Raw genomic sequence first — 25,432 nt, 5'->3', positions numbered from 1 at the left:
AAGGTATTTCAAATATGAAACAAAAACGAAAAATATTGATTATAGGAATATTAGTAGTAATTGCAGCCGCACTCAGTAGTATAGGATTTTATTATTGGTATGAAAACACCTACTATGTTTCAACAGACGATGCAAAAGTAGATGCAGACCTGGTCAATGTAACTCCACAAATCAGTGGTAAATTGCTAGAACTCAATGTAGATGAAGGAGATTCTGTTATTAAAAATCAAATATTAGCCCGTCAAGAAATGTCAGACCTACCTGATTCAAAAGTAGATCAATCTTTAATAAGATCGCCTATAAATGGCATAATTATTAAAAAACAGGGAACCATCGGTGAAATTTGGTCTCCTGGTCAAACTTTAGCTACTTTAATAGATCCAAATAAACTTTATATAACTGCTGACATAGAAGAAACAAAACTTGGGAAAATAAGAGTTGGACAGCCAGTTAACATTACTATAGATGAGTACGGGTCTCAAAAGTTTACAGGTAAAGTAAAATCTGTAGGAGAAGCAGCCCAATCTGCACTATCTATTATACCAACTACTACCAGTGGTACATTTACAAAAGTAGTTCAGAGAATACCTATAAAAATTTCTCTAGACAAATTTAACAGCAAAATACTTCCAGGTACCAATGCCGTTGTTAAAATTCACATAAAGTAGTGGGGTGATATAATGGAAGAAAACAACAATGAATCTATATACAGCTGGCTAGCATTAATTGTTGTAGTAATAGGAACTTTTATGTCCATACTTGACAGTAGTATAGTTAATATCGCTATTCCAAAAATGATGGCAGTCTTTGGGGTATCAATGGATGATTCAAAATGGATACTGACATCATATACCCTAGCTCTTGGTGCAATTATACCTCTTACGGGATATCTTCAGGAAGTTTTCGGATCTAAAAAAATATATATGTTTGCACTTACCATGTTCACCTTGGGTTCCATGCTGTGTGGATTTGCCTGGAACAATACATCTATGATAGTATTTCGTATTATACAAGCTTTAGGCGGTGGCATGATAATGCCCGTAGGTATGTCCATAATATATGAAATATTTCCTAGAGATAAAATAGGCCTAGCCCTTGGAATTTGGGGTATAGCTTCAATGGCAGCACCTTCCATAGGACCTACTTTAGGTGGATATATTATTGAAAATATGAACTGGAGACTTATTTTCAATATCAATGTTCCCATAGGTATACTAGGTGTAATTTTAGCTGGAATTTTACTAAAGGATTCTAAAAAAATTACACTTAAGTCCTTTGATGTAATAGGGTTTTTATCCTCTACAATTGGAGTAGTAAGCATTTTATATGTACTTGGAGAATGGACTTCAATTGACTGGAGTAAAGTACAATACCCGCTGCTTTTGACTTTAGGATGCCTAAGTCTTATACTATTTGTAGTAAATGAACTTACCCACCCGGAGCCACTTTTAGACCTCACTGTATTTAAATTATTTGATTTTAGTGTATGTCAAATAATAATTTGCGTCTTAACCATGGCACTTATGGGTGGAGTATACGTGCTACCCTTATTCCTTCAAAATATAAGAGGATATACAGCAATGGAAACAGGTTTAATCATGCTGCCTGCTGCACTTGTAGTTGGAATACTAATGCCTGTAAGCGGTAACTTGTTTGATAAAGTTGGTGCCAAGCCCTTAGTTATACCCGGACTTATAATACTAGCCTTAAGTTCCTATCATCTTTCAGTTTTAATAAATATGAATTCCAGTAGAGAAATGATAACTTTTATTCTATGTATAAGGTCAATTGGGCTAGGATTTACCATGATGCCAATTAATACTGCAGGAATGAATGTAGTACCACAAAACTTAATTGGAAAAGCATCTGCTCTCTCCAGTACTATACGACAAATAGCAAGTTCCCTCAGCGTAACAATAATGTCCGCTATAATACAAAGCAAAACTAACTACAATTATTTAAAACTATCTGAACAAATAAATGTTTACAATAAACCCGCTAACGACACAATAAATATACTTACGAAATCATATATGCAAGAAGGCCTACCCAAGGGCACAGCTAAAGCCTCTGCATTATCTACGTTAAGTAAATTGCTTCAAGGACAGGCTACCATAGATGCTATGGCTTATGCAGTTGCTATTACTTCTATTATAGTAATTGTCACTATAGTCCTAACTTTAATGATGAAAAGTAAAAAAACAGAGAAAGGAGATGAGCACAATACCAACACAAAAGAACTTGCCGCCACAAAATGATGACTTAATATTAGAGCAATCTGATAAAATAATTAATCTTTTTAAAAGTATCCATAAAATTATTGGTCATAAATTCAGAAAGATTGCAGCACAATACGGGTTTACGGCACCTCAACTGGCAGTTGTAGTTCATCTGTATAAAAGACCTGGCATGACATTAAATGAATTAAGCCATCATTTAATGCTTGCAAAGAGCACTGTATCTGGTATAATAGACCGTCTGGTAAATCAAGGCGTTGTAACCCGAGAGATACCTGAAAACAACAGGAGAATTGTAAAACTATCTATATCTGAAGAATTTAAGAAAAGCAATAATATATTAGACATACGGCAAACTTTAATTTCCAACTGTATATCCGATACTATAAGAAATATGGATAGCAAATCAGTAGATCAATTTATTCATGCATTAGAACATTATAAATCACTATTAGAAGATATTAAATAATAGGGAAAATACTTCAGCAGAACCTGTTACTGCTGTCGTGTTTTCCCTTTACCTTTCTCTTAATCCTTAGAAACAGGCTTCTATCCTCTTAGACAAATTCCACCTGAGTCCAAGAATCACTTGATTGAAATCACAAGTGCTATCAATTATTATACATAATAAATACCCATGCTGCGTAGTATTTAATAGATATAATAAAAAGGAGAGGAGAATATGAACTTTAAGGATATAATTGAAAAAGACAGGGAAATAAGAAAAAAGCATGAATTTAAAGGGACTTTTCTAGAGTACTTAGAAATTGTAAAAAAGAACCCTAAAATCGTAAAATTATCTCATAGAAGAATGTATGATATTATAATGAATAAAGGTTATGAAGTGTTAAAACCTGAAGAAAATCCAAGAATAAAAAAATTATATGGAAATGAACCAATTAGAAGATATAACTTTTTCAAAGATGACTTTTTTGGAATTGACAAAGTCATAATGAAATTAGTAAACTATTTCCACTCTGCAGCAATGATGGGAGAAGAATCAAGACAGGTACTTTATCTAGTAGGTCCTGTAGGAGCTGGTAAATCATCTCTAGTAGAATCAATTAAAAAAGCCCTTGAAACCTCAGAACCTATTTATGCTCTTGAAGGATGCCCTATGAGAGAAGAGCCTCTGCACCTTATACCAAAACATTTAAAAGGAAGTTTTGAAAAGGCACTCGGTGTAGAAATTGAAGGCGATTTATGCCCTGTTTGTAAATATAGGTTAAAACATGATTACGGCGGCGAATATGAAAAATTTCCTGTAACTACTACTGACTTTTCCATACGATCAAGAAAAGGCATTGGAGTAGTACCTCCAGTTGATCCTAATAACCAAGATACATCCGTACTCACAGGTTCTATCGATATATCAAAGATGGATATGTACCCTGAAGATGATCCTAGAATATTCTCGCTAAATGGTGCTTTCAATGTAGGTAATAGAGGGCTTGTAGAATTTATTGAAGTTTTTAAAAATGATGTGGAATATCTTCACACAATAATTACAGCTACCCAGGAAAAATCAGTTCCGTCTCCAGGTAAGGGTTCAATGATCTATTTTGATGGAATTATTCTAGCACATTCCAATGAATCTGAATGGAACAAGTTTAAATCTGACCATACTAACGAAGCAATACTAGATAGAATAGTAAAAATTGAAGTTCCTTACTGCATGGAATTAAATGAGGAAATTAAGATATATAAAAAAATACTTGGCAAGAGCCAATTTAATGCACATATAGCACCCCACACCATAGAAATAGCAGCAATGTTCGCAATTCTATCCAGACTTTCACCTTCCAACAAGGTAGACCCTATGACAAAATTAAAAATTTATAATGGAGAAGATATAGTTGAAAAAGGCACAACTAAAAAAATTGACTTTTCAGAATTAAAAGAGGAAGCAGGTTCTAGAGAAGGAATGACAGGCATTTCCACTAGGTTTATAGTAAAAGCCTTAGATAGTGCTCTTTCAAACTCAGAGTACAACTGTATAAATCCTCTTAGCGTAATAGAAAGTTTAACAAAAGCAGTTAAAGATTTGGATATAGCTGAAGATGATAAACAAAGATATTTAACTTTTATAAAAGATACCATTAGAAAAGAATACAACAAAGTATTGGAAAAAGAAATAACCAGAGCTTTTATTCACAGTTTTAAAGAACAGGCCGAAAGTCTTTTTGACAATTACCTAGATCATGCAGAAGCTTATGTAAATAAAAATAAAATTAAAGATCAATCTACTGGAGAAGAATTAGAACCAGATGAGACTTTCATGAGATCTATAGAAGAACATATTGGCATCTCTGAAAATTCTGCAAAAGGATTTAGAACAGATGTAACTTCATATATGTTCTACGTTATAAGAAATGGAGGAAAAATCAGCTATACTTCCTACGAACCTCTTAAAGAAGCTATTGAGAAAAAACTCACTGCATCTGTAAAAGAACTATCCAGAGTTATAACTAAATCAAAAGTAAGGGGCAAGGAACAAAACGAAAAATATAATTCCATGGTTGAGGAAATGAAGGCAGATGGATATTGTGACCACTGCTGTGACGTTATTTTAAAATATGCTGCCAACAACCTATGGAAGGATTGATATTATGGCTATTTTTAGAGAATTTGATCCAAGGGATCACCATGATAGATCCTTAGAAGATAGAAGTCGCCACAAACAATTAGTAGAGAAATCCATAAAGGATAATCTTGCAGATATAATATCAGAAGAAAGTATTATAGGTCAGAGTAAAGATAAGAAAATTAAAATTCCCATAAAGGGCATTAAAGAATACCACTTTATATATGGAGACAACAGTCCCCAAGTTGGAAGTGGAGATGGATCTCAAAAAAGAGGAGATAAAATTGGAAGAGTCCTAGAGAAAAATGGAGGCAAAGGCAAAGGTGGTGCAGGTAACGAAGAAGGGGAAGATATGTACGAAACGGAAATTACCCTAGAGGAACTTATGAATTACCTTCTTGAAGATATGGAGCTACCTTTGATGGACAAAAAAAAATTTTCAGAACTACTGTCTAAAAAATTCTTAAAAAAAGCAGGATATCAAAGAAATGGAATAAACCCAAGGCTTGCTAAGAAAAGAACTGTTATAGAAAAGCTAAAAAGACAGCAAAACTCTAAAAGAGCCCTTAGGGAAGCCAGCCAAGACCCACTATTTCAAAATAAAATTATTTCTAAAGATATAGACTCAAGATTTCCTTTCAGACAGGAAGATTTAAGATACTTCAGGATAAAAGAGAAAAAAAAGCGTGAATTAAATGCTGCTGTCATATGCGTAATGGATACATCAGGTTCCATGGATAGCACTAGAAAATTCTTAGCTAGATCCTTCTTCTTTATTTTGTATCAATTTGTAAAGGCTAAATACAATAATGTTGAAATTAAGTTTATTTCTCACTCCACTAAAGCAAAAGTTGTTACTGAAAATGAATTTTTCCATAAGGTAGAATCTGGTGGAACCTATATATCCAGCGGATTAAATAAAGCTCTTGAGGTAATTGAAGAAAATTATAATCCTGCTTACTGGAATGTATATACATTTTATGTAAGTGACGGTGACAATTGGGATGAAGATAACGAGCGTGCTTTAAAAGCTGCCAAAGATTTATGTGAAGTCTGCAATCTTTTTAGCTATGCAGAAATCATACCCAGTTATTTTGGAAGTAATATAAAAAATATTTTCCGTCGAGGAATAGATAAAAATAACTTTTCCACTGTAACTATTAATGAGAAGCAAGACTTATGGATATCCCTTAAAAAAATATTGAAAAAAGAACTAGAAGGAAGGTGATTTTTCTGGAATATACAGGTACAGATTTAGAAAAATGGTGTGACATTATAGAAGATACATCTAAAAAATCAGGACTTGATTTTTATCCTCAAGAATTTGAAATTGTAAGTTATACAGACATGATAGGATACGAAGCCTATCTGGGAATGCCTGCTAGATACCCTCACTGGAGTTTTGGCAAATCCTATGACAGGACAAAATCACTTTACAAATATAATCTTACAGGACTTCCTTATGAAATGGTAATAAACTCAAATCCCTGTCTTGCTTATTTGATGAAGGACAATACACTGCTACTGCAAATTCTAACAATGGCTCATGTATACGGGCATAATGATTTCTTTAAAAATAACAGGTTGTTTAAAGAGGGTACTAAAGCATCCTATACTCTTGAAATGTTTAAAAATGACGCAGATATGATAAGAGAATATATAAATGACCCAAGCATCGGGTATGAAGGAGTAGAAAAAATTTTAAATGCCGCTCATTCCATAAGATTTCAAACAACCAGAACCATAGGTGCAAAAAAACAGAGGAAGAATCAAAAGAAGACTTAATAGGTTTTATTATAAATCACAGTCAACTAGAAGAATGGCAAAAGAATGTTTTATATGTAGTAAAAAAAGAAACTGCATATTTTATACCTCAGGTTGAAACAAAGATTATGAATGAAGGTTGGGCAAGTTACTGGCACTATAAAACCTTAAATAGGCTCGACCTTTCGCCTTCACTTCACATTGAATTCATTAAAAGACATAATGATATAATTACACCTATTATGGGAGGAATTAACCCCTATTATATGGGTTTTAAAATATTTGAAAACTTAGATAAAATGTACGGACAAAATAAAATATTTGAAGTAAGAGCACTGGAAAGAGATGCATCTTTTATTCGAAGATATTTAACAAAAGAGCTGTGTTATGAACTAAATTTATTTGAATATGCAAAACGACGCAGTGACTATGTAATAAAAGAAATTCCTGATGAAAAGGGCTGGATTGAAATCAGAAATACCATATGCAATAATTGTGGTATGGGTTCCATTCCCAATATTGTTGTTGATGATATTTTAAAAAAAGACAATACCCTCGTATTAAAACATATTTACGATGGGAGAGAATTAAATTCAAATTATATGGAAGCTACTTTAAAATGCATTTATGAATTATGGGGATATCCCGTGAAATTAAACACCAAAATAAGCAAAGAAGATATAGAAGTATGCTGCAGTGAGCCTACTACTATTACTTATAAAACTTTAAGATGTGATTAATATAGGGTTTCTAAGTAGAAAGTTTACTTATACAGTATCATGTAATGACAAATTTCATCACCATAAAACTTTTGACAAGCCTAAAGTTTTTAAAAGTGCTTTCAATTTTGTCATTACATTTTATGTATAATTTAAAATTTCAATATAGAAAGTCCGAAAACTTAGAGTTTATAACTAAAAAATAAACTTAGGCGTAGGAATATTTTACAATAATTACTGATAGAATTGGTTAAAGGCTCGACTTTCTTTTCTCAGTATGAGATATTCCTTTACTTAAGATATCTTAAACTTTTGAATTACTTCATTAAGTTTCTGTGATGAGTGTGCTTGATTTTGTGTTATTTTTGTTATTTCATCTACAGCTTTTGTAGAATCCTCTACACTAATTTGAATTTCGCTAGAATATTTATTAGATTTTTGTGATAACACTGCCATATTTTGTGTTGCTTTATTTACTTCATTAGCAGCAGTATTAATTGGTCCTGCCATAGCTGCAATATCATTAGACATAACATTAATATACTCGGAATCATTCCTAAATTGGCCCAATATTTTAGAAAAAGTATTTAACTGCCCATTTACATTATCATTTATAAAGTTTAATATTTCTTTACCACTGCTTGATATATTTATAAAAGCTTCCTGTACTTTTGTAACACTGCTATGTATACTTTTAACTGTTTCAGATGATTGGCTAGCAAGCTTTCTAACTTCCTCAGCCACAACTGCAAACCCCTTACCATTTTCGCCTGCTCTAGCTGCTTCTATGGCAGCATTTAAAGCCAATAAATTTGTTTGATCTGCTATACTTGCTATAACATTTGTCATTTGATTAATTTCTTCTACTACTTTTCCATTTTCAATAGCTATCAATATTTTTTCTGTTTTTCCATAAATAATTTTTGTATTGTTTCTATAGAATCTTCAACTTTCACCTGTGCCTCAACAGCCCTATTTCTAATTTTTGAAGAATTTTCATTTTCTTCATATGTTTTTTTCGTAAGCTCCTTTATACCTACATCAATTTCTTCTTCTGAAGAATATATTTGCTGACTTATAGAACTTGTCTCTTCTATTCCACTAGAAATTTCATCAACTGAAGCATTTATATTTTGCATTTTAGCGTCTATTTCTTCAACTGAAGAATAAACTTCCTCACTTAAACTGCTTACATCTGAACAATTTTCCATAATAGCCTGTATAACCTGCTTCATATGAAATTGGGCTTTATTTAAAGATGCTAGAGTTTGTCCAAATTCATCCTTACTGTTACTGTCAATATTGCTAGTAAAATCACAATTTGATAATCTTTTAGCAAAATTATTTATTTCTGTTAAAGAACTCTCTATTTGTCTTGTAATTATACTACTTAAAATACCTGCAAATATTAATGCTACTATACTTAAACCCATAATTAAAGCAAAGTTTTTTCTATAAATTTGCTGATTTATTATATTATCCTGTTTTGCACCATTTGAGTTAAGCTGTATAATTTTATTTAAAGATACAAACACCGAATTCAATTCTTCTAAAGTGTTTGAGTATAGTGACAATGCCTCTTCTTTTCTTCCATCTTGGATTAAACTTATTACTTTTTCCCTACTTTTTCTATATCCATTTAATTGATTTATAAATTTGTTATATACTTGCTCTTCTCCCTCAAGCCAGTCATCTGAACCGCCGTCCGTATTGTTATATTCATATAGTAACTTATTGTCATTTTCTTGATATTTATGAATACTATCTATAAGACGAGATGCTTTACCTTTATCTTTTTCATTTATTAATTCAGACATATCCAAACCTATATTTAATAAATTTTCTTTTACACTATGTATTAGATCAACAGATATCAAATTACTATTATACATATTATCACAGCTTAAAGTCGTATTGCTTAAATTTTTTAGTCCTACGCCTGCTATTATGCCTATTAATATAATAATACATAAAAATGTACCCACTAACTTAGTTTTTACTTTCATATCTTTAAAAATATTCATTGTCATCTGTCCCCTTTTTAACATAGTTAATTATTGAATTTTTTCTGTGTATTTATATAAAGCAATTTTTATTCCATACTTTTTTAAATATTTCCTTGAAATAAATATCAAATTGATACAAATTTTATTTCATTTTGATACTTTTTTCTACGTTTATGAGATAAAATCCTATCTAATATAATAAAAATGGCCTTCTTTCAAAGGCCTCCTATATAGCATAATTTATATATGACTAATAAACTAAAAAAGAACCGCTAGGGTTCTCTCATATCAATATAACCGTTTACTTTTAATTATAAACAGCTTAAAATATCAATATCTTCCCCTCCGAAAGAATTAACATCATATCAGAAAGGCTTCCTGGCTCAGATTCATTTTACTCCCCTGTCTTGCCAGATATAATTCCAGTGACATAGCTAGGGTTTTATCCTCCATACAGTAACGGTGGGCTGCAGCGCTTCTTACACTTTTCCTTTTAACTACCATTTTTGTTACTTTTATGTTAAGTATAAGTTATATATTTACCAAAGTCAACATGATTTTACACTAGCTTCTACAAAAAAACTACTTCAACATTCTATTTTGAAGTAGTTTTTTATTTCTCACAATTAAAGCCCTTCCATTATCTGTTTTGCTATATAATCCCCATCTATTTGATCATCCACTTGAATATTTATAATCTGACTTTTTCCAGAAGCCTCCCCTGTCATATACAGTATTTCTCCTGAATTATCATCTATTTTTTTAACTACTACAGCTTTATCTCCTTTTAATACCTTCAGCTTTTTACCACCTTCTACTGGCAGCCAAAAGCTCTGAGTAAATTGAATTTCGTGTCCAATTTTATACTTCATAAAATGCCTCCCCCTTATTATCTCTATAATTAAGTCAACTTTCATAGTTTAAAAACTTTGCGAAACATTTTTTAGAGGACAATTGACATAGGACATAGGACAGTGAAGGTAAGTTTTCTTCCTTATGTCAGAAAACTTATTTATTTTTTTAGGCTTGTTTTGCTAATGCAAAACAAGCTTCAAATTTATATAAGTCAGCAATATTTCACTTTAGCGAAATGAGTCATTAAAAATTTAATTAAAGATTTTTCGTAGTGCAGCGGAGAAAAATCCTCCTTCACTGTCCTCTGTCAATTGTCCTCTGTCCTCTCAAAAATATTGTGATGCAATATTTTTATATTAAGTCAAAATTTCTTATGTGCAAAAGATAAGTTATACCATCTTACTTATCTTCCATTATGCCATACTTTTTTTCAAATGTTAACTTTCCCTCTACAAGCCTGGATATTACCATACTAGCTACTGTATTTCCTGTAGAGTTAAGCACAGTAGCCGGTGCATCTATTATTACACTTATAACGGCAATTATAGGAAGCAGCTCCGTTGGAAGTCCGTACACGCTTAATATAAGCATCTCACCAATCATACCTCCACTAGGTATAGCTGCCATTACAGCTCCAACTAAAAAGGATACAAAAATTATGGAAAGTATGGCTGAAGCACTGGTCATATTTCTTCCAAATAGCCCAAACAAGAAGGTAATTTTCATAACACCACCAATTACAGAACCATCTTTATGAACATTTGCCCCTAATGGGATTACCGTTTCAACTATATCCTCTGGTACCCCCATTTTTTTTGTACATTCTAAATTAACAGGAATACTTGCTGCACTTGAGCAAGTTGCCAGTGCTGTTATTGTTGGAGCTACAGCATTTCTCCAGAATGTTTTAATTCCAATCTTGCCACCAGCTAAAAATGCATAGAAAGTAAAGAACCCAAAATAGTAAATAACTGATATAACTATATATAGAAGAAATACCCTTAAATATCCCTGAAGTATTTGTGGTCCAAGAGATCCTATTACTGCAGCGAAATAACATCCAAGCCCTATTGGCGCATAGTACATTATTATTTTAACCATTTTCATCATTACATTAGATGCCGCCTCTAAAAATTTTGCAACAGGTTCAGCCTTTTCCCCAAGAGCTGAAGTCGAAATACCAAAAAGCACTGAAAATACAATGAGCTGCAGCATATTACTTTTAGAAAACAGAGAAACAAAATCTGAAACAGTAAGAGTATTTACAATCTGCTGTAAAAATCCTACTTGCTTCACTTTATCAGCAGCACCTCCTCCAGCTGTTACAATCTTTTTAAGAGCTGAATAATCTATGCCTCTTGCAGGATTTACTATTAAAGCACCTATAAAACCAATTACAGAAGCTGCAAGCGCAGTACATAGAAATACTACAAAAGTACTTGCCATAATTTTACCTAATCTTTTCATACCTTTCATGTTTGCTATAGCAGAAGTAACACTAAAAAATACCAAAGGTATTATTACCATAAACATTAAATTTAAAAATAAATCTCCAAAAGGCTTTAATACTAATGCCTTAGATCCTAACAATACGCCTATAATTGCCCCTAAAATTATTGATCCTAATAATATAATGGAAAATTTGTAGTTTTTAAAAAAGCTTTTCACTTTCTATCACCCCTTTCTACAAACTGTCAATTTCTATCTTAAAAGTCCATAATTTTTTAATTCATTTTTTAATATTTTTAAGTTTTCATCCGTCATAGTAGTAAGAGGAAGTCTCAAGTTTCCAACATTTTTGCCTAAAATATTCATAGCAGTTTTTACTGGAATAGGATTCGTCTCTATAAACATCGCCTTTATAAGCGAATATAAATTCAACTGTAATTTAAGTGCAGCCTTTATATCACCTTTAAAGAATAATTCACACATTTTTTCCATATCACAGGGTACTATATTGGCCATTACAGATATTACCCCGCGTCCCCCTAAAGACAATATCGGAATTACCTGGTCATCATTTCCAGAATATATGTCAATTTTGTCACCACAAAGTGCTTTCATTTCAGCAATTTGACTTATATTGCCGCTGGCTTCTTTTATACCACTTATATTTTCAAATTGACATAATTTTTTCAGAGTTTTTGGAAGTATATTTAACCCCGTTCTTCCTGGAACATTATAAACTATTATAGGAGTTTTTACTCTATCGTTTATTACTTTAAAATGTTCTACAATTCCTTTTTGTGTAGTTTTATTGTAATAAGGAGTAATTACGAGGAGCCCATCTACCCCTATGCTTTCAGCCCATACGCTCATATCTACAGCCTGAGCAGTACAATTACTACCTGTACCAGCTATTACAGGTATTCTTCCATTTACCGTATCTACAGTAACCTTTATAGTATCTTTCTTCTCTTTTTCCGTCATTGTAGTGGCTTCACCTGAAGTTCCACAAATAACTATAGCTTTTGTACCTGATTTTATATGCCATTCTAAAAGTTCCTTTAATTTATCAAAGTTTACAGCACCATCTTTAAATGGGGTTACAATTGCAACCGCAGAACCAGTAAATAAACTCATAAAAACACCTCATTTTTTCATTTAATCTTTAGGCATTTTCAAAGAGATAACTAGTCAGTATGCTAGTTTATTTTCTTTCAAATGCCTTATACTTATTATATACTGATTTTTTACTTGTTTTATTGCTAAAAGTGCTTGAAATATTGCGAAAAATGCTTTAGGATATGAGTATAGTATAATTGAGGGATGGTTAAATGATTGAAAATACAACTCAAAAAATAAAGAGGGGTTATTTGAAAAGTGACTTTCAAATATTCCACTTAAAAGATAAAAAAGATATTAAGTTCCAATTCCACTATCATAATTTTAATAAAATAGTGATATTTATATCAGGCAATGTAACCTATCTAATAGAGGGTAAATCCTACAAATTGAAGCCCTGGGATATACTTCTTGTAAACAGCAATGATATACACAAAGCTGTAATAGACTCAAACGAAACTTATGAACGTATAATTATGTGGCTAAATTCGGATTTCCTAGTAAGATATAATCATAACTGTAATTTATTAAGCTGCTTTGAACTGGCATCGAAACAAAGATTTAATTTATTGAGACTTGAAGGTACATGGCTTGCAGATGTAAAAAAAATACTTTTTCAAATTGAAGATACCTTTAAGAACAAAGAATTAGGTTACAGCGTACTGAGAATTTCCTATTTTTTACAGTTTATAGTCTATATAAATAGATTGTTTTTAAAACAAAAAAATATTCCAGAGTCCAATGACATAAAATATGACAAGAGCATGGATAATATTCTAGATTATATAAATAAGAATTTAAACAAGAGTCTTTCTGTAGATGCTCTATCTTCTAAATTTTATGTAAGTAAATACTATTTAATGCATAAATTTAAAGAACAAACAGGGTATACACTCCATAATTATATACTTCAAAAAAGATTGATTATGGCTAATTTGTTGATAACGAATGGTGAAAATGCATCAGATGCGTGTATAAAATCTGGCTTTGGAGATTACTCCAACTTTGTACGAGCCTTTAAAAAGATGTTTGGACTTTCTCCTAAAAAGTATTATACGGAATATGCTGATAAATCCCACCACATTAAAAACTTTTAATAACACATTCTTTTATATATTGTATAGTTTTACTTACTGGCATATGTGGCAGAACTAATACAAGTAAGCATACACGATCATTTGATATATAGTCTACTATCATTTCTATCTCACTATTTTTACATATCTGTCTTATCAAATTCCGTGTTCTTTCCCCTATTTTATCATGCATACTAAATGATATTTCAAATCCAAAATAGGGTAAGTTGACTGCTTATAATTTTACACTTTCATCCCTAGCATTATTTTTTCATTACTAGTCCTTATAAATCTATGTCCCTGATTGACCTAATGATTTCGGCTGAAAGCCGAGGGACTCCTCCCTTTATACAGACATTAATTAATGATAATTTTAAGCCATGAGTAGGTTTCAATATTAATAAATCAACATACTATGTATTAAGGATGAAGTCCTTAAGTTAAGTAAGCCTTATTTCTATTGGTTTTTAATTTGACACAACTTTAGATATGTTATCTAAATCATTATAAAAAGGAGGAAATAAATATATGGCAAAGCATAGAAAATCGGGCCACTCAAAAAGTAGCCATGAATTTGTTGATAAAAATGAAAGTGAAAATATTGAGACACAGGAAATGGAACTTGATGAGACAAGTAAGCACAATATGGATGGTTCTGAATATCATGATGAATCGAAAGATGATTGTTATCATAAGTGTATAACAGTTTGCGGTAAGAAAGGTCCAAAAGGAGACCCTGGCGATCCTGGTCCTAAAGGTGATAGAGGTGATCCCGGTTGCACTGGATCTAAAGGCGATAAAGGTGATCCCGGTTGTCCTGGTCCTAAAGGACATAAAGGCGAGCCTGGATGTCCTGGTCCTAAAGGCGATAAAGGCGATCCCGGTTGCTCTGGATCTAAAGGTGATAAAGGCGATCCCGGTTGTCCTGGTCCTAAAGGTGATAAAGGCGATCCTGGTCGTCCTGGATCTAAAGGCGATAAGGGCGATCCTGGCGATCCTGGATCTAAAGGCGATAAGGGAGATCCTGGTCGTCCTGGATCTAAAGGTGATAAAGGTGATCCTGGCGATCCTGGATCTAAAGGTGATAAGGGCGATCCTGGTTGTTCTGGTCCTAAAGGCGATAAAGGTGATCCCGGTTGCCCTGGTCCTAAAGGCGACAAAGGAAATCCTGGCTGCCCTGGTCCTAAAGGTGATAAAGGTGAGCCTGGCTGCCCTGGAGATAGAGGTCCAAAAGGAGACCCTGGTTGTCCTGGTCCTAGAGGACATGATGGAGATCCTGGCTGTCCCGGCCCTAGAGGTCCAAAAGGAGACCGCGGCTGTCCTGGCCCTAGAGGTCCAAAAGGAGATCCATGCTGCCCTGGATTAGATGAAATAGAGATAAAGAAGCTAAAGGAAATTCTGGCTATTCTGGACCTAAAAAAGATAAAGCAGCTCCAGGATGAAATAGAGTAGACAATCTAATGAAAAATCCAGATGTCATAAGTCAGTAGTACCTAAAGAAGATCCTGTTGTCCTAGAGATAGAAGCCTAGTTACATGTAATTTAAAGAGAGCTTAAGTCTCAAGGACAAACAGGCTATATTGTTTTCTAGGATTATTTAATGTCTAAATGATATTAATATCTTATATCACATTTTGGTAAACACTTTTTTAGTGTTTCTTTACAATTACGTAGATATATTTTTGCTTAGAACCTTTCTTTATTACTGTGTAATTTTATCCAATATATCCATTACACTATCTGCAATATAGGTCGGTTTTTCATTTTTTAATTCTTCTAGAGACCCATATCCATAGGTTACTCCTATAGAATCCATATTGTTTTGTCTAGCCCCTATCATGTCATATTTCCTGTCTCCTACCATTACAGCTTCATTAGGATTAATCCTATACTTTTCTACTACATGCTTTATTACTTCTCCTTTTGTACATCTTGTCCCATTCATATTGCTGCCAACAATGGCATCAAAATAGGAGGCTAGATTAAAGTTATTTAATATTATATCTGAAAATTTAGTAGGCTTTGATGTCGCTATAATTAATTTTAATTTGAGCTCTTTCAATTGTTTTAGTAAATCTTCAATATGGTCATACACTTTGTTTTCCATTATTCCTTTTTTCTCAAAATATTCTCTGTAATACTTCACTGCTTCAAGAGACTTATTTTCATCAAAACCATAATACTCACTAAATGAATATTTTAATGGTGGTCCTATAAATTTTTCAAGCAAATCAAGACTTTCCACTATAATACCAAATTTCTTCAATGCATACTGTACTGATTTAGTTATTCCTGCCTTAGATTCTGTAATTGTTCCATCCAAATCAAATAATATATATTTATATTTCATTTTATATTCCCCCAAACACCTTAATATAGTTAAAAATTAATAATGACGAATTAATAGTGAATGTATATTCTCTATTGATTTAGATTATATCAGTTTGGGGAGTTCATCATCAAGGGTTTGCAAAAAACTCTGGATCTTCTGTCTATCTTTCTGTGTACCATAAAAATTCACACTAAAGGTAAATTCATCATCAAAGGTAGTAAGTGCAACTTGAAAATAAGGATTATATTTAATAGATCCATTCATATAAGCATCTTTAATTACAGTTCCATAAAACGAGAGCTTCTTTTTATCTATAATTCCAATATTAGTCATAGCTATAGGAGGGTTATGGAATAACTTGGCTACAAGTGATTTTGCAAATTTATAAGGTAATAGAGAAAATATAATTTCAAGCATCATTGGACCATTAAGACATGAAAAACTTTTCTTTTCATGTTCCATGGTCTTTTTTACCCTTAAAAGAGTTTCTTTATAACTTTCACCTATATCTTTTCCTATATCACATACCATATTTGATGTTAAGTTACATGTTCCCTGTGCCTTCTTTTCTGGAATATACCTTCTAAGATCCACAGGACAAGGAAGCACTATATGACTGCAATGTAATTCCTTGCTAAGAGCCCTTATATATGATGCAAGAACAATATCATTTATAGTTGTTTTACTTTCCTTAGCATATTCTTTTATAAATTTAACTCTATCCTTGGTAATCTTATGAACAACAACAAAAGGACTATTATTATCTCCTTCCAAAGGGAAATAGACACCCTCATTGTATTTGGATACCTGTGATGAAGAAAAAAATATTTTAACCTTATCCAAATCACTAAAGTTGTCCAGTACCTGTTTTGCACTTCTAGAACTCATCTGAAAATTAGGAGTATAGCCCGGATTATCTTTTAGATTGGAATATATAGAGCTTAACATATAAAGATAATCCTTAAAGCCTGCAGCATCACAAAGCATATGGTTAATTATTATACAAAGACAATCACAAGTACTACTTCTTATAATATTTATTTTAAGCTGTGGTCCTTTAAATGTATCTGTTTTTAGTACAATACATTTTTCTATCTCCTCATGAACCTTTTCAGTTTCAATTATTCTTACAATATCATCTGTTGTAAATTTACAACTTTGCCAATAAGGTGAGGATTTCTTTTCTACAAACTTACATATTATTAACGGAAATTCCCAAGTTGACATATACACTGCTTTTTTTAAACAATTTTCATCAATATGGCTATCCAATTCAATTACACAATGAAGTTGATGATCATTGAACTTTTCAAACATAAATTGCATTATATCAAAAGTTTCAGCTTTATACCTTTTAACATCAGTCATTAACATATATCTCACTCCAATCTATATTTCTATTAAAATATACACAAAAATTTCAGGTTTAATGCTAAACATCAAACCTGCTTCTGTCAATTACTATTTAAAATTAATTTAATAGGATCTTCCCTATTTAAAAAATGATTTTACATTGGGGAAAATGAAGAATTATAAACTGGGCACCTGCCATACCCATTGAAAAAATGGATAACAATATTACTAAAATAATGGCACCTGCATCATATTTCATCTTTTCCTCATTGTTTACTATATATCCTGCAATAATTTCGATGCCTAAAAGTACTAGAATAATAGGCCACAATGACACTATTAGATAATAATTTATATTTGGAAGCATCATATTTAGCAAAAACATTGTTCCAAACATAACCAGCACTATCCCTGCCGTAAGGGTGCCAACTCTACGACCCTTAAACATCTTTATCCATCTCCCTTTTTTTACCTTTGATCAGTTTTATACCTGCAACAATTATTGCAATACCTATAATTATTCTAGGTGCAGTTCTCGTTACATCAGATAGCATCTCATACACCTCATTTGGAATATGCCCCCATAAAGTATTCATTACATTATTCCATATTAAATATAATCCAAGGAATAAACATACTATACCTACAAATAATCTCTGCTTTGTAAATACTTTTTGATCAACTTTCAATAGCTTATCAAGTGAAAACAAATAATTATCTTCTAAATTTAAAAATTCTTCATCTGAAGAATACCGTTTGTTTATACAATCAAAAAAGGAATAAAACCAAATAAGAGGTAAAACAAATAAGAGAGGACCTATATCAAGCCAGCCAGCTATAAATATGACAAAAAAGAAAGCTGACATAAAAGATATTCCCATTTTCATAAATCCCATATACATATGTCCTGCGCCAGGTAAAAGTGAAAAAATAAATGTTGAAATCTTACCTTTTTTCATTCTCATTATTAAAACCCTCCATGTTAATTATCTTCTGAGAAAAATTACTTATATTTGTATTTATTGAGTTTACAATACTTAAATTTGGCGGTGCAATACCTACTACTTTTTTTGTATTTACTATAAAATTTAATGTATTTGAGAAAACAATCATAAGTGCCATACAGGCTGCAATTGAAACTCTAACCGAGTAAAAAATAAATTCATTGCTTTTTCTGCTTTTTATTTTATTCTCTACCTCATCACAAAATCCAAAAGGAGCTTTTACAAGTTCAGTATCATCAAAACCATCAGCAAGATAGGCACTACACCTTTCACATTCAGAAACATGATCTAAAATCATAATGGTATCCTCACTTTTTAAGGAACCATCCTTAAGGCACTTTATGGATTTTTCAGTTAAATGTCCATTTTCATCAAACAGAACTTCACTCACATAAACTCCTCCTTCCATAAAACTTTCAATAATTTTTTTGATCTATACAAATGTGTCTGCAGAGTTTTTAGTTTTTGACCCGTAGATTCAGCCATATGGGAAAGTTTAATATCTTTACAAAAATAATTTATGGCTACAGTCCTGTAAGGCTCCTTTAATTTATTACACAAATCATGTATTTTCTGCAAAGTATCATTTTCTATCACAGTATCTTCAATACAGCTTTTCTTGTCTTCCAGACATTCATATTCTTCATCAGTTAAACTATTTATTTTTCGTGCAGGACTTTTCATATAGTCTTTACACTTGTTTACAGCAATTTTAGTGAGCCAGGCTTTAAAATTTTCTCCTTGAAATTTCTCATAATCTTTATAAGCAACCAGAAAAGTTTGTTGTGCCAAATCCTCTGCATCAAAATAATTTTTTGTAAAAGATAAACATATAGTAATGATTAAACGCTCATATTGTTTTATATAGTTTGCAAACTCATCTCTTTGAATAATCATCACCGCCCTTTTTATCCGATGGCTACCAGCCGTAATACCTCCATCTCACTCTGTGAAAGCGACTATCACCAAATCAAAGATTTGGGATATCTGCTTTTCTTATAAAGTGGGGGGATAACGGCTGCTACGCCCCTGGATAACGATTTCTAAGTTTCAGATGGAAAAAAACCTCCACCTGAAACCAAGAACTCTGTTTATCCTTACACTTAATATAACGATTCAAAAACAAAAAACACTTCATTAAATTTAAAAATTTTTTAAAATGTGCTTTCCATTTTGTCAGCATATCTCTATTTGTAAATTCAAATTTTACTTAGAATAACCAACCATACGAGGATAATTATCGAATAAATCTCTAACTTAAAAATCAACTTATACGCAGGTATATTTTTACAACAATGAAGCTCTTTTAAATATTTTGTATATAAGTCTTAGGAAAAAATTCTTAAAAAATCTAGAACTTTTGAATTGTTTGAGGTACGAGTTTTCAAAAGTTCTCAGTATTTTTTTAAATTTTTTCCTTAGCCTTATCAAAATATTTAAGGAGCTGAAAGTTGTAAAAAATATCCAGAGTATAAGTTGATTTTTCGTTTAGAGACTCTATATGATTAAAGTTTAAGTGCAATCTCACTCAATTTTTCTGACATAGTAGTTATCTCTTCTATACTTGCTGTAATTTCTTCAGTTGCAGCAGCCTGTTCCTGACTTGAAGCTAGAGATCCCTTGCTTTTCTTGCTAGATCCATCTACTTTTTCTTCAATATTATCTGTTAATTTTTTAATCTTAGGCACCGTACTCTTAGCTTGTTCAGAAAGTTTTCTTATCTGATTTGCCACTACACCAAAACCACTACCAGCTTGTCCTGCTCTGGCAGCTTCAATAGCAGCATTTAGCCCCAACATCTTTGTTTCATTTGCAATATCCTCTATAAAAGAAGATATCTTATTTATTTCTTCTGATAATTCTGTTATCTGACTTATATCATTATTAAGTTCCTGTTCATTGGTATGTATTTGTGATGCTGATGCTGCCAATTCTTCAATAGCAGAAGATATTCCTGTTATACTTTCTGTAAGATTACCCGACATATTACGCAGTTCTGCTTCAGTCTCCTTTGGCATAGCTATAACAAAACTACCAACAACTTCATTTGAATCTTCATCAATTAGTGGATATCCTAGCATTTTAACAGGAGTTCCATACTTTGAAGCATTTATTTTTTCAACTTTGGCTTTTCCTGTACCTATCACTTCTTTACTGATAAAATCTGATCCAAACTCATCTCCAACTTTTATAGAATTAATATCAAATTGTTTTGAAGATTGTACACATATAAACTTCTGAAGATCAGTTAAACACAAAAAAACACCTTCTGAAAACATTTCAGCTAACATCGGTGCAAAATTTTCAAAAGCTTTTGCTACAGGATGTAATCTTGGAAAAGCCATAGAAAAAGCACCAACAGCCTTATCCTGTTCATCCACTATAGGAATTGAAGTTATCAAAAGTCTCGTTCCATAAACAGAACGAGGAACTTTCTTAGACAATACTCTTTTTTCATGAATTGCAGTAAGAGATGTACTATTACTATCAAATTTTTTACCAACGTGAAATACATCCATACTAAATGAATCTGAAGACTGTACCCATTTCATGGTATCACCTTCTATAATTCCGTATACAACTCCACCAGATACTAAATTTGCTTGAACTTTAGCAAATTCTTTCACACTGTCTATTTGATTTACCTTGATCATATCCTCACTATTCCTTTCTACTCTATATTAAACACTTTAATTAAAACTTAGTATTATGAGAAATAAACTATATTATTAGTACATAATAAATATTTTGTCATATTATTGTGAAATTAAATAAATTTTTTTATTATTAATAACAAATTTTATTTATAAATTTACATAAAATTACACTATAAGTAAATAAATGTTATCATTTATGGTATTTTTATGTATTTATTTTAATAAAAATTGGATTTAACACTATATTATGTTATAATAAATTAAACAAAATATTTATTATGTCCTATTTTTAATTTAAAAATATTCATGAGGAATCAAGATAATAAAAAATAGAATATTTTACTCAACGAGGGATTCCCCTACTACAGGATTTCAATTTGAAATCATTTTTTATCTTTCCCATGATCAGTAATTTCCTCAGAAAACTCTGTAAGTAGATCAATTATTTGCTTTTTTACACTTAACCTATTATCTACACTAATATTTTCTCTAGTTCTTTTATAGACTTCTACACTTAAATATATAAATAAGTATACAGCTATAATTATAATTCCAGTTATAAGACCTGGTGTTTGCCCTGAAATAAAAGGCATACTTGCAATAATAACAACAAGACTTATTAAAGTAATCAATGAACCATAGGGATATCCTTTTTTCTTTAACTCTTGTAAGTTTTTCTTGCGATAACGAATATGGGAAGCTACAATAATTGCATAGGTAAAAAGTATCGCAAAACCTCCTGAACTTACTAAAAACAAATAAACCTTTGGAAATAAAAGTCCAATTATAAGCCCTAAAAGCATAGAAAATCCCGAAAACATCATTCCTTTATAAGGAACATCTCTCCTATCTCTTAATAATTCAGGTGCATGACCTCCATCTGCAAGAGAGCGAATCATCCTTCCAAGTCCAAACATGGCTGCTAACATTGTAGAAAGTATAGCCGTAATCATTATTATATTCATAACATTACCTGCCCAACCCATTCCCCAATTATTAAGGGCCGCTACCATAGGACTCACATTTTCACTAATGCCAGCTGTAGGAATTAAAAATATAATTACAGCTGCAGAAACTATATAAAGGCCAACAAGGCTTAACACAGTATATCTAATGGCTTTTGGAATTACTTTTTCAGGATATTTAGTCTCTGAAGCAGCTAAACCAATTATCTCAAAACCAGCATAAGCAAACATAACTGTAAGCATACTTCCTGCAATGCTTTTTATTCCCCCAGCAAAAAAAGGTTCTCTACCTAATTGACCTAATTTAACTTGTGAGATTCCACCTATTAACCCTGTAATTAGGAGTATGCCAATAATAACAAAGCATAGTATGGCAGCTATCTTAAAAGAAGCAAGAGCACTCTCAAGCTTACTTAATTTACTTGCACCTAATAAATTGAGCAGTGTAATACAAATAATAATACTAATTCCAATTAAAGATATGGATACTTTAGGAAACCACCTGCGAATTAAAATTGATATTGCTACTGCTTCACTGGACATAGCTAGAACCATTCCTGTCCAATAAACCCATCCCACCACAAATTCAGTTCCACGTCCAAAAGCTTTACCTGCATAGGTAGCAAAAGATCCTGGAGCTGGGTCAGATACAGTCATCTCAGAAAGTGCAGAAAGAATAAAATATACTAAAATTCCTCCTAGTACATAAGCAATAATAATAGAAGGCCCTGCTGCATGAATAGCCACAGCAGAACCTAGGAAAAATGAACCACCTATTACAGTTCCTAAAGCCATCATTGTAAGCTGACCTGCTGAAAGTCCTTTATGATTACTTTTCATTAATATACCACCTCAAGCCTATATAATCTTAAGGATAGTATTTGTTAAATTTCAAAAAACATTCAATACAAATATTTAAACTCTGACATAAATATTATCAATAATCCTCGTACCAGAAAAATACTTTCAGTTAATAGTGTCTCAAAAAATTTCCACTAAAATTAATACATTTATATTTATATTCAGGTCTTCCAACCAAACCATATTCTATATTCATAGTTAATACTCCTATTCTATGCAAAAACTCCAAGTATTTTCTCATAGAAACTCTTGACATTCCCATCATTTCAGCCAATTCTACTGTTGAAAAATCATCTATACCTATCTTCAAAATGCTTGTCCAAACATTTTGTAATGTATTTTTATCTAATCCTTTTGGAAGGTTATTTATCGTTTGTTGATCTTTATTAAAAATATAATTGTCTAAGTCTTTTTGATTTATAACATTACTCCCCTTTATGAAATTTTGAGCATCCCTATAACTTGAAAGTGCAGAATTAAATCTTTCAAATTGAAATGGTTTAATTAAATAATCAACCACACCTAAGTGAAGTGACTTTTTTATCACATTTATATCGCAAGCTGCTGAAACAATTATAACATCAACTTCCCCATTTAATTTTCTAATATATTTAAATAAATCAAGTCCATTTTTCCCTGGCATAAAAATATCAAGTAGTATTAAATCAATTTGATTTTTTTTCAGTACTTTAACTGCCTCTTCAAATGAAGAAGCAGTATCTACTAATTTAAATTCATTTACCTGGCTTAGGTATCTTTTATTTAATTCACACACCATGGGATCATCTTCGACAATTAGGACTTTTATCAAATTATATCACCTTTTCTTTCATAGTTTAGTTCAACATCAAAAGTAGTACCTTCATTTATTTTAGAGTATACATCTATACGCCCAGCTAACTTTTCTATACTTCTCTTAACTAAGTAAAGTCCAAAACCTCTACTACCTTTTTTTGTCGAAAAACCTTTTTTAAATATTTCATTTTTATTTTTATCATCAAACCCATTTCCAGTATCTGAAACAGTAATATGCAAGCGATCATCATCCGGAACCAAGCTTACATAAATTATCTTATCTTCACTTATAGAAACTGCATCTATTGCATTATCTATCAAATTACCTACAACTGTTATCAACTCATGAGTAATTCCTTTATTAGAAGGCTCTGGAACATATGAATCTTCTGACAATACTAAGCTAACATTTTTTTCTCTTGCGTAACTCATTTTCCCAAGTATAAATCCTGATAGTACAGGATCTTTAAAATGCCTTATAACAAAACCAATTTCTTTTTGATATTTATTAGCAATAGTTTGTATATATTCGGATAATTCATCATAAGATTTCATGCTCAGCATACCTAGTATTACATGGAGTTTATTCATAAATTCATGGGTTTGTGCCCTAAGTGAACTAGCATATGACTTTACCCCTGTAAGTTGTTCTGCCAGTATCTTCACCTCTGTCTTATCACGAAAGGTGGCAATAGCACCATCAATTTTATTATTTACAACAATGGGAATACGATTTGTAATCAAAGTTATACCTTTAAGTTCTTGTTCCCTATCAAGTTCTGATTGCCCCGATTTTAATACTTGAATAAGTCTAGTATTATCAACACAATCATCAACTTTTTTACCCACAACCTTACGTATATCAGCTTTATCAAATATCCTTGCAGCCTCATCATTGACAAGTGTTATTATTCCATGCTTGTCTACAGCAAGTATTCCTTCTCTTACAGACTTAAGCATGGCACTCCTTTCCCTCAACAATTTAGCTATATCAGATGGCTCCATTCCAAACATAGTTTTCTTTATATTATTAGCAAGTAAAACAGCTCCAACTACACCTGTCAAGAACCCAAAAACTATGCCAAAATATATTGTATGTCTACTTTGTATAACTGACTGCTGTACTTTATCCATTGCAATTCCAACCACAACCACCCCAATTTGATGGCTATTATTGTCCCTAATAGGAACAAAAATTCTAAGAGATTTTCCCAAAGTTCCTTGGGCTTCGGAAACGTATTCATTCCCTTGGAATGCTTTTCCAAAATCTCCACCTATAGCTTTTTTACCTAACTCTATTTTATCAGGATGGGATTTTCTAATTCCTTTCATATCCGTAACAACAATAAATTGAACACTTGTTGAGTCTTTCATCTTATTAGCCAAGTATTGAATCTTACTCTCATGCTGTGGATTATTAAGTCCGTCAATTATTGTAGGTGATTGAGAAACAATATGTGCAATATCAAAAGCTTTTTCCTCAAGATGTTCTCTAGTCATATCCGTTATTTTTTTGCTAATAAAAATATTAGTTACTATTAATACAAGTGCTACAACACCACATACTAATAAGGCAATTCTCGTATGCAATTTAAAATGAACTTCCTTTATCTTCATTATAATCCCTCCCTATATAAATTAATACAAAATAACAAATAT

Annotated in this window: 22 protein-coding genes, 2 pseudogenes and 1 riboswitch; of the genes and pseudogenes, 8 read left to right on the top strand and 16 right to left on the bottom strand. The window is 31.8% G+C overall.

Annotated elements, in window-relative coordinates; all coding sequences use genetic code 11:
* Positions 1–14: 14 nt before the first annotated feature.
* From WY13_RS10895 to WY13_RS10870, 6 genes and pseudogenes are all read left to right on the top strand, one after another.
* On the top strand, positions 15–668 hold the full coding sequence (locus WY13_RS10895; protein ID WP_063555681.1) for an HlyD family secretion protein: 654 nt from the start codon (positions 15–17) through the stop codon (positions 666–668).
* Between the two features lie 12 nt (positions 669–680).
* Positions 681–2,258, top strand: a complete 1,578-nt coding sequence (locus WY13_RS10890) for a DHA2 family efflux MFS transporter permease subunit (RefSeq protein WP_063555680.1) — start codon at positions 681–683, stop codon at positions 2,256–2,258.
* Complete coding sequence (locus tag WY13_RS10885) at positions 2,215–2,706, top strand: MarR family winged helix-turn-helix transcriptional regulator (protein ID WP_063555679.1); 492 nt, start codon at positions 2,215–2,217, stop codon at positions 2,704–2,706. The genes WY13_RS10890 and WY13_RS10885 overlap by 44 nt, the downstream gene beginning before the upstream one ends.
* 213 nt (positions 2,707–2,919) lie before the next feature.
* Positions 2,920–4,842 carry a PrkA family serine protein kinase gene (locus WY13_RS10880; RefSeq protein WP_063555678.1) on the top strand — a complete coding sequence of 641 codons (1,923 nt, stop codon included), beginning with the start codon at positions 2,920–2,922 and terminating at the stop codon, positions 4,840–4,842.
* Positions 4,843–4,846: 4 nt separating this feature from the next.
* The gene (gene yhbH, locus WY13_RS10875; protein WP_063555677.1) at positions 4,847–6,049 is read left to right on the top strand and encodes a sporulation protein YhbH; all 1,203 of its coding nucleotides are present in this window, start codon (positions 4,847–4,849) and stop codon (positions 6,047–6,049) included.
* Positions 6,050–6,054: 5 nt separating this feature from the next.
* Positions 6,055–7,325: pseudogene (locus WY13_RS10870) on the top strand (SpoVR family protein).
* A gap of 273 nt (positions 7,326–7,598) precedes the next feature.
* Here WY13_RS10870 and WY13_RS20545 read toward each other — a convergent pair.
* The 5 genes and pseudogenes from WY13_RS20545 to dapA form a co-directional block, all read right to left on the bottom strand.
* Positions 7,599–8,144 (bottom strand): annotated as a pseudogene (locus WY13_RS20545) (methyl-accepting chemotaxis protein); the annotation flags it as partial.
* Between the two features lie 50 nt (positions 8,145–8,194).
* A complete protein-coding gene (locus tag WY13_RS20540) occupies positions 8,195–9,328 on the bottom strand; it encodes a HAMP domain-containing methyl-accepting chemotaxis protein (protein WP_192845021.1) in 1,134 nt (377 codons plus the stop codon).
* 333 nt (positions 9,329–9,661) lie between these two features.
* A riboswitch (cobalamin riboswitch) is annotated at positions 9,662–9,841 on the bottom strand.
* A gap of 95 nt (positions 9,842–9,936) precedes the next feature.
* Positions 9,937–10,182, bottom strand: a complete 246-nt coding sequence (locus WY13_RS10860; RefSeq protein ID WP_063555676.1) for a hypothetical protein — start codon at positions 10,180–10,182, stop codon at positions 9,937–9,939.
* Positions 10,183–10,564: 382 nt separating this feature from the next.
* Positions 10,565–11,833: a dicarboxylate/amino acid:cation symporter gene (locus WY13_RS10855; protein ID WP_063555675.1), complete on the bottom strand. Its 1,269-nt coding sequence runs from the start codon at positions 11,831–11,833 to the stop codon at positions 10,565–10,567.
* A gap of 33 nt (positions 11,834–11,866) precedes the next feature.
* Positions 11,867–12,748, bottom strand: coding sequence for a 4-hydroxy-tetrahydrodipicolinate synthase (dapA, locus tag WY13_RS10850; RefSeq protein ID WP_063555674.1), 882 nt, complete (start codon positions 12,746–12,748; stop codon positions 11,867–11,869).
* Positions 12,749–12,942: 194 nt separating this feature from the next.
* Between dapA and WY13_RS10845 the strand changes: the two genes are divergently transcribed.
* Positions 12,943–13,827 (top strand): AraC family transcriptional regulator, encoded by an 885-nt coding sequence (locus WY13_RS10845; protein ID WP_063555673.1) that lies wholly within the window; start codon positions 12,943–12,945, stop codon positions 13,825–13,827.
* Here the strand turns inward: WY13_RS10845 and WY13_RS20535 are convergent.
* A complete protein-coding gene (locus WY13_RS20535) occupies positions 13,814–13,999 on the bottom strand; it encodes a transposase (RefSeq protein WP_082848465.1) in 186 nt (61 codons plus the stop codon). The genes WY13_RS10845 and WY13_RS20535 overlap by 14 nt on opposite strands.
* A gap of 335 nt (positions 14,000–14,334) precedes the next feature.
* Between WY13_RS20535 and WY13_RS10840 the strand changes: the two genes are divergently transcribed.
* Positions 14,335–15,258 (top strand): collagen-like protein, encoded by a 924-nt coding sequence (locus WY13_RS10840; protein WP_063555672.1) that lies wholly within the window; start codon positions 14,335–14,337, stop codon positions 15,256–15,258.
* A gap of 250 nt (positions 15,259–15,508) precedes the next feature.
* Here WY13_RS10840 and WY13_RS10835 read toward each other — a convergent pair whose 3' ends face one another.
* From WY13_RS10835 to dcuS, 10 genes are all read right to left on the bottom strand, one after another.
* Complete coding sequence (locus WY13_RS10835; RefSeq protein WP_063555671.1) at positions 15,509–16,156, bottom strand: HAD-IA family hydrolase; 648 nt, start codon at positions 16,154–16,156, stop codon at positions 15,509–15,511.
* An 84-nt stretch (positions 16,157–16,240) separates the two neighbouring features.
* A complete protein-coding gene (locus tag WY13_RS10830) occupies positions 16,241–17,512 on the bottom strand; it encodes a WS/DGAT domain-containing protein (RefSeq protein WP_063555670.1) in 1,272 nt (423 codons plus the stop codon).
* 121 nt (positions 17,513–17,633) lie between these two features.
* Positions 17,634–17,939: a LiaI-LiaF-like domain-containing protein gene (locus WY13_RS10825; RefSeq protein WP_063555669.1), complete on the bottom strand. Its 306-nt coding sequence runs from the start codon at positions 17,937–17,939 to the stop codon at positions 17,634–17,636.
* A complete protein-coding gene (locus tag WY13_RS10820) occupies positions 17,932–18,456 on the bottom strand; it encodes a hypothetical protein (protein WP_063555668.1) in 525 nt (174 codons plus the stop codon). The genes WY13_RS10825 and WY13_RS10820 overlap by 8 nt, the downstream gene beginning before the upstream one ends.
* Positions 18,437–18,886, bottom strand: coding sequence for a hypothetical protein (locus WY13_RS10815; protein WP_156499019.1), 450 nt, complete (start codon positions 18,884–18,886; stop codon positions 18,437–18,439). Before WY13_RS10815 ends, WY13_RS10820 begins: the two co-directional genes overlap by 20 nt.
* Entirely contained in the window at positions 18,883–19,395 is a 513-nt protein-coding gene (locus WY13_RS10810) for an RNA polymerase sigma factor (RefSeq protein WP_192845019.1), read from the bottom strand. The genes WY13_RS10815 and WY13_RS10810 overlap by 4 nt, the downstream gene beginning before the upstream one ends.
* Positions 19,396–20,000: 605 nt before the next feature.
* Entirely contained in the window at positions 20,001–21,149 is a 1,149-nt protein-coding gene (locus tag WY13_RS10805; protein ID WP_063555666.1) for a methyl-accepting chemotaxis protein, read from the bottom strand.
* 386 nt (positions 21,150–21,535) lie between these two features.
* Positions 21,536–22,957: an amino acid permease gene (locus WY13_RS10800; protein WP_063555665.1), complete on the bottom strand. Its 1,422-nt coding sequence runs from the start codon at positions 22,955–22,957 to the stop codon at positions 21,536–21,538.
* Positions 22,958–23,087: 130 nt separating this feature from the next.
* A complete protein-coding gene (locus WY13_RS10795) occupies positions 23,088–23,789 on the bottom strand; it encodes a response regulator (protein WP_063555664.1) in 702 nt (233 codons plus the stop codon).
* The gene (gene dcuS / locus WY13_RS10790) at positions 23,786–25,390 is read right to left on the bottom strand and encodes a DcuS/MalK family sensor histidine kinase (protein WP_063555663.1); all 1,605 of its coding nucleotides are present in this window, start codon (positions 25,388–25,390) and stop codon (positions 23,786–23,788) included. The genes WY13_RS10795 and dcuS overlap by 4 nt, the downstream gene beginning before the upstream one ends.
* Positions 25,391–25,432: the final 42 nt, after the last annotated feature.

The organism is Clostridium ljungdahlii, assembly GCF_001636845.1.
Taxonomy (GTDB): Bacteria; Bacillota; Clostridia; order Clostridiales; family Clostridiaceae; genus Clostridium_B; species Clostridium_B ljungdahlii_A.
This window is presented reverse-complemented; position numbering and strand designations above follow the sequence as displayed.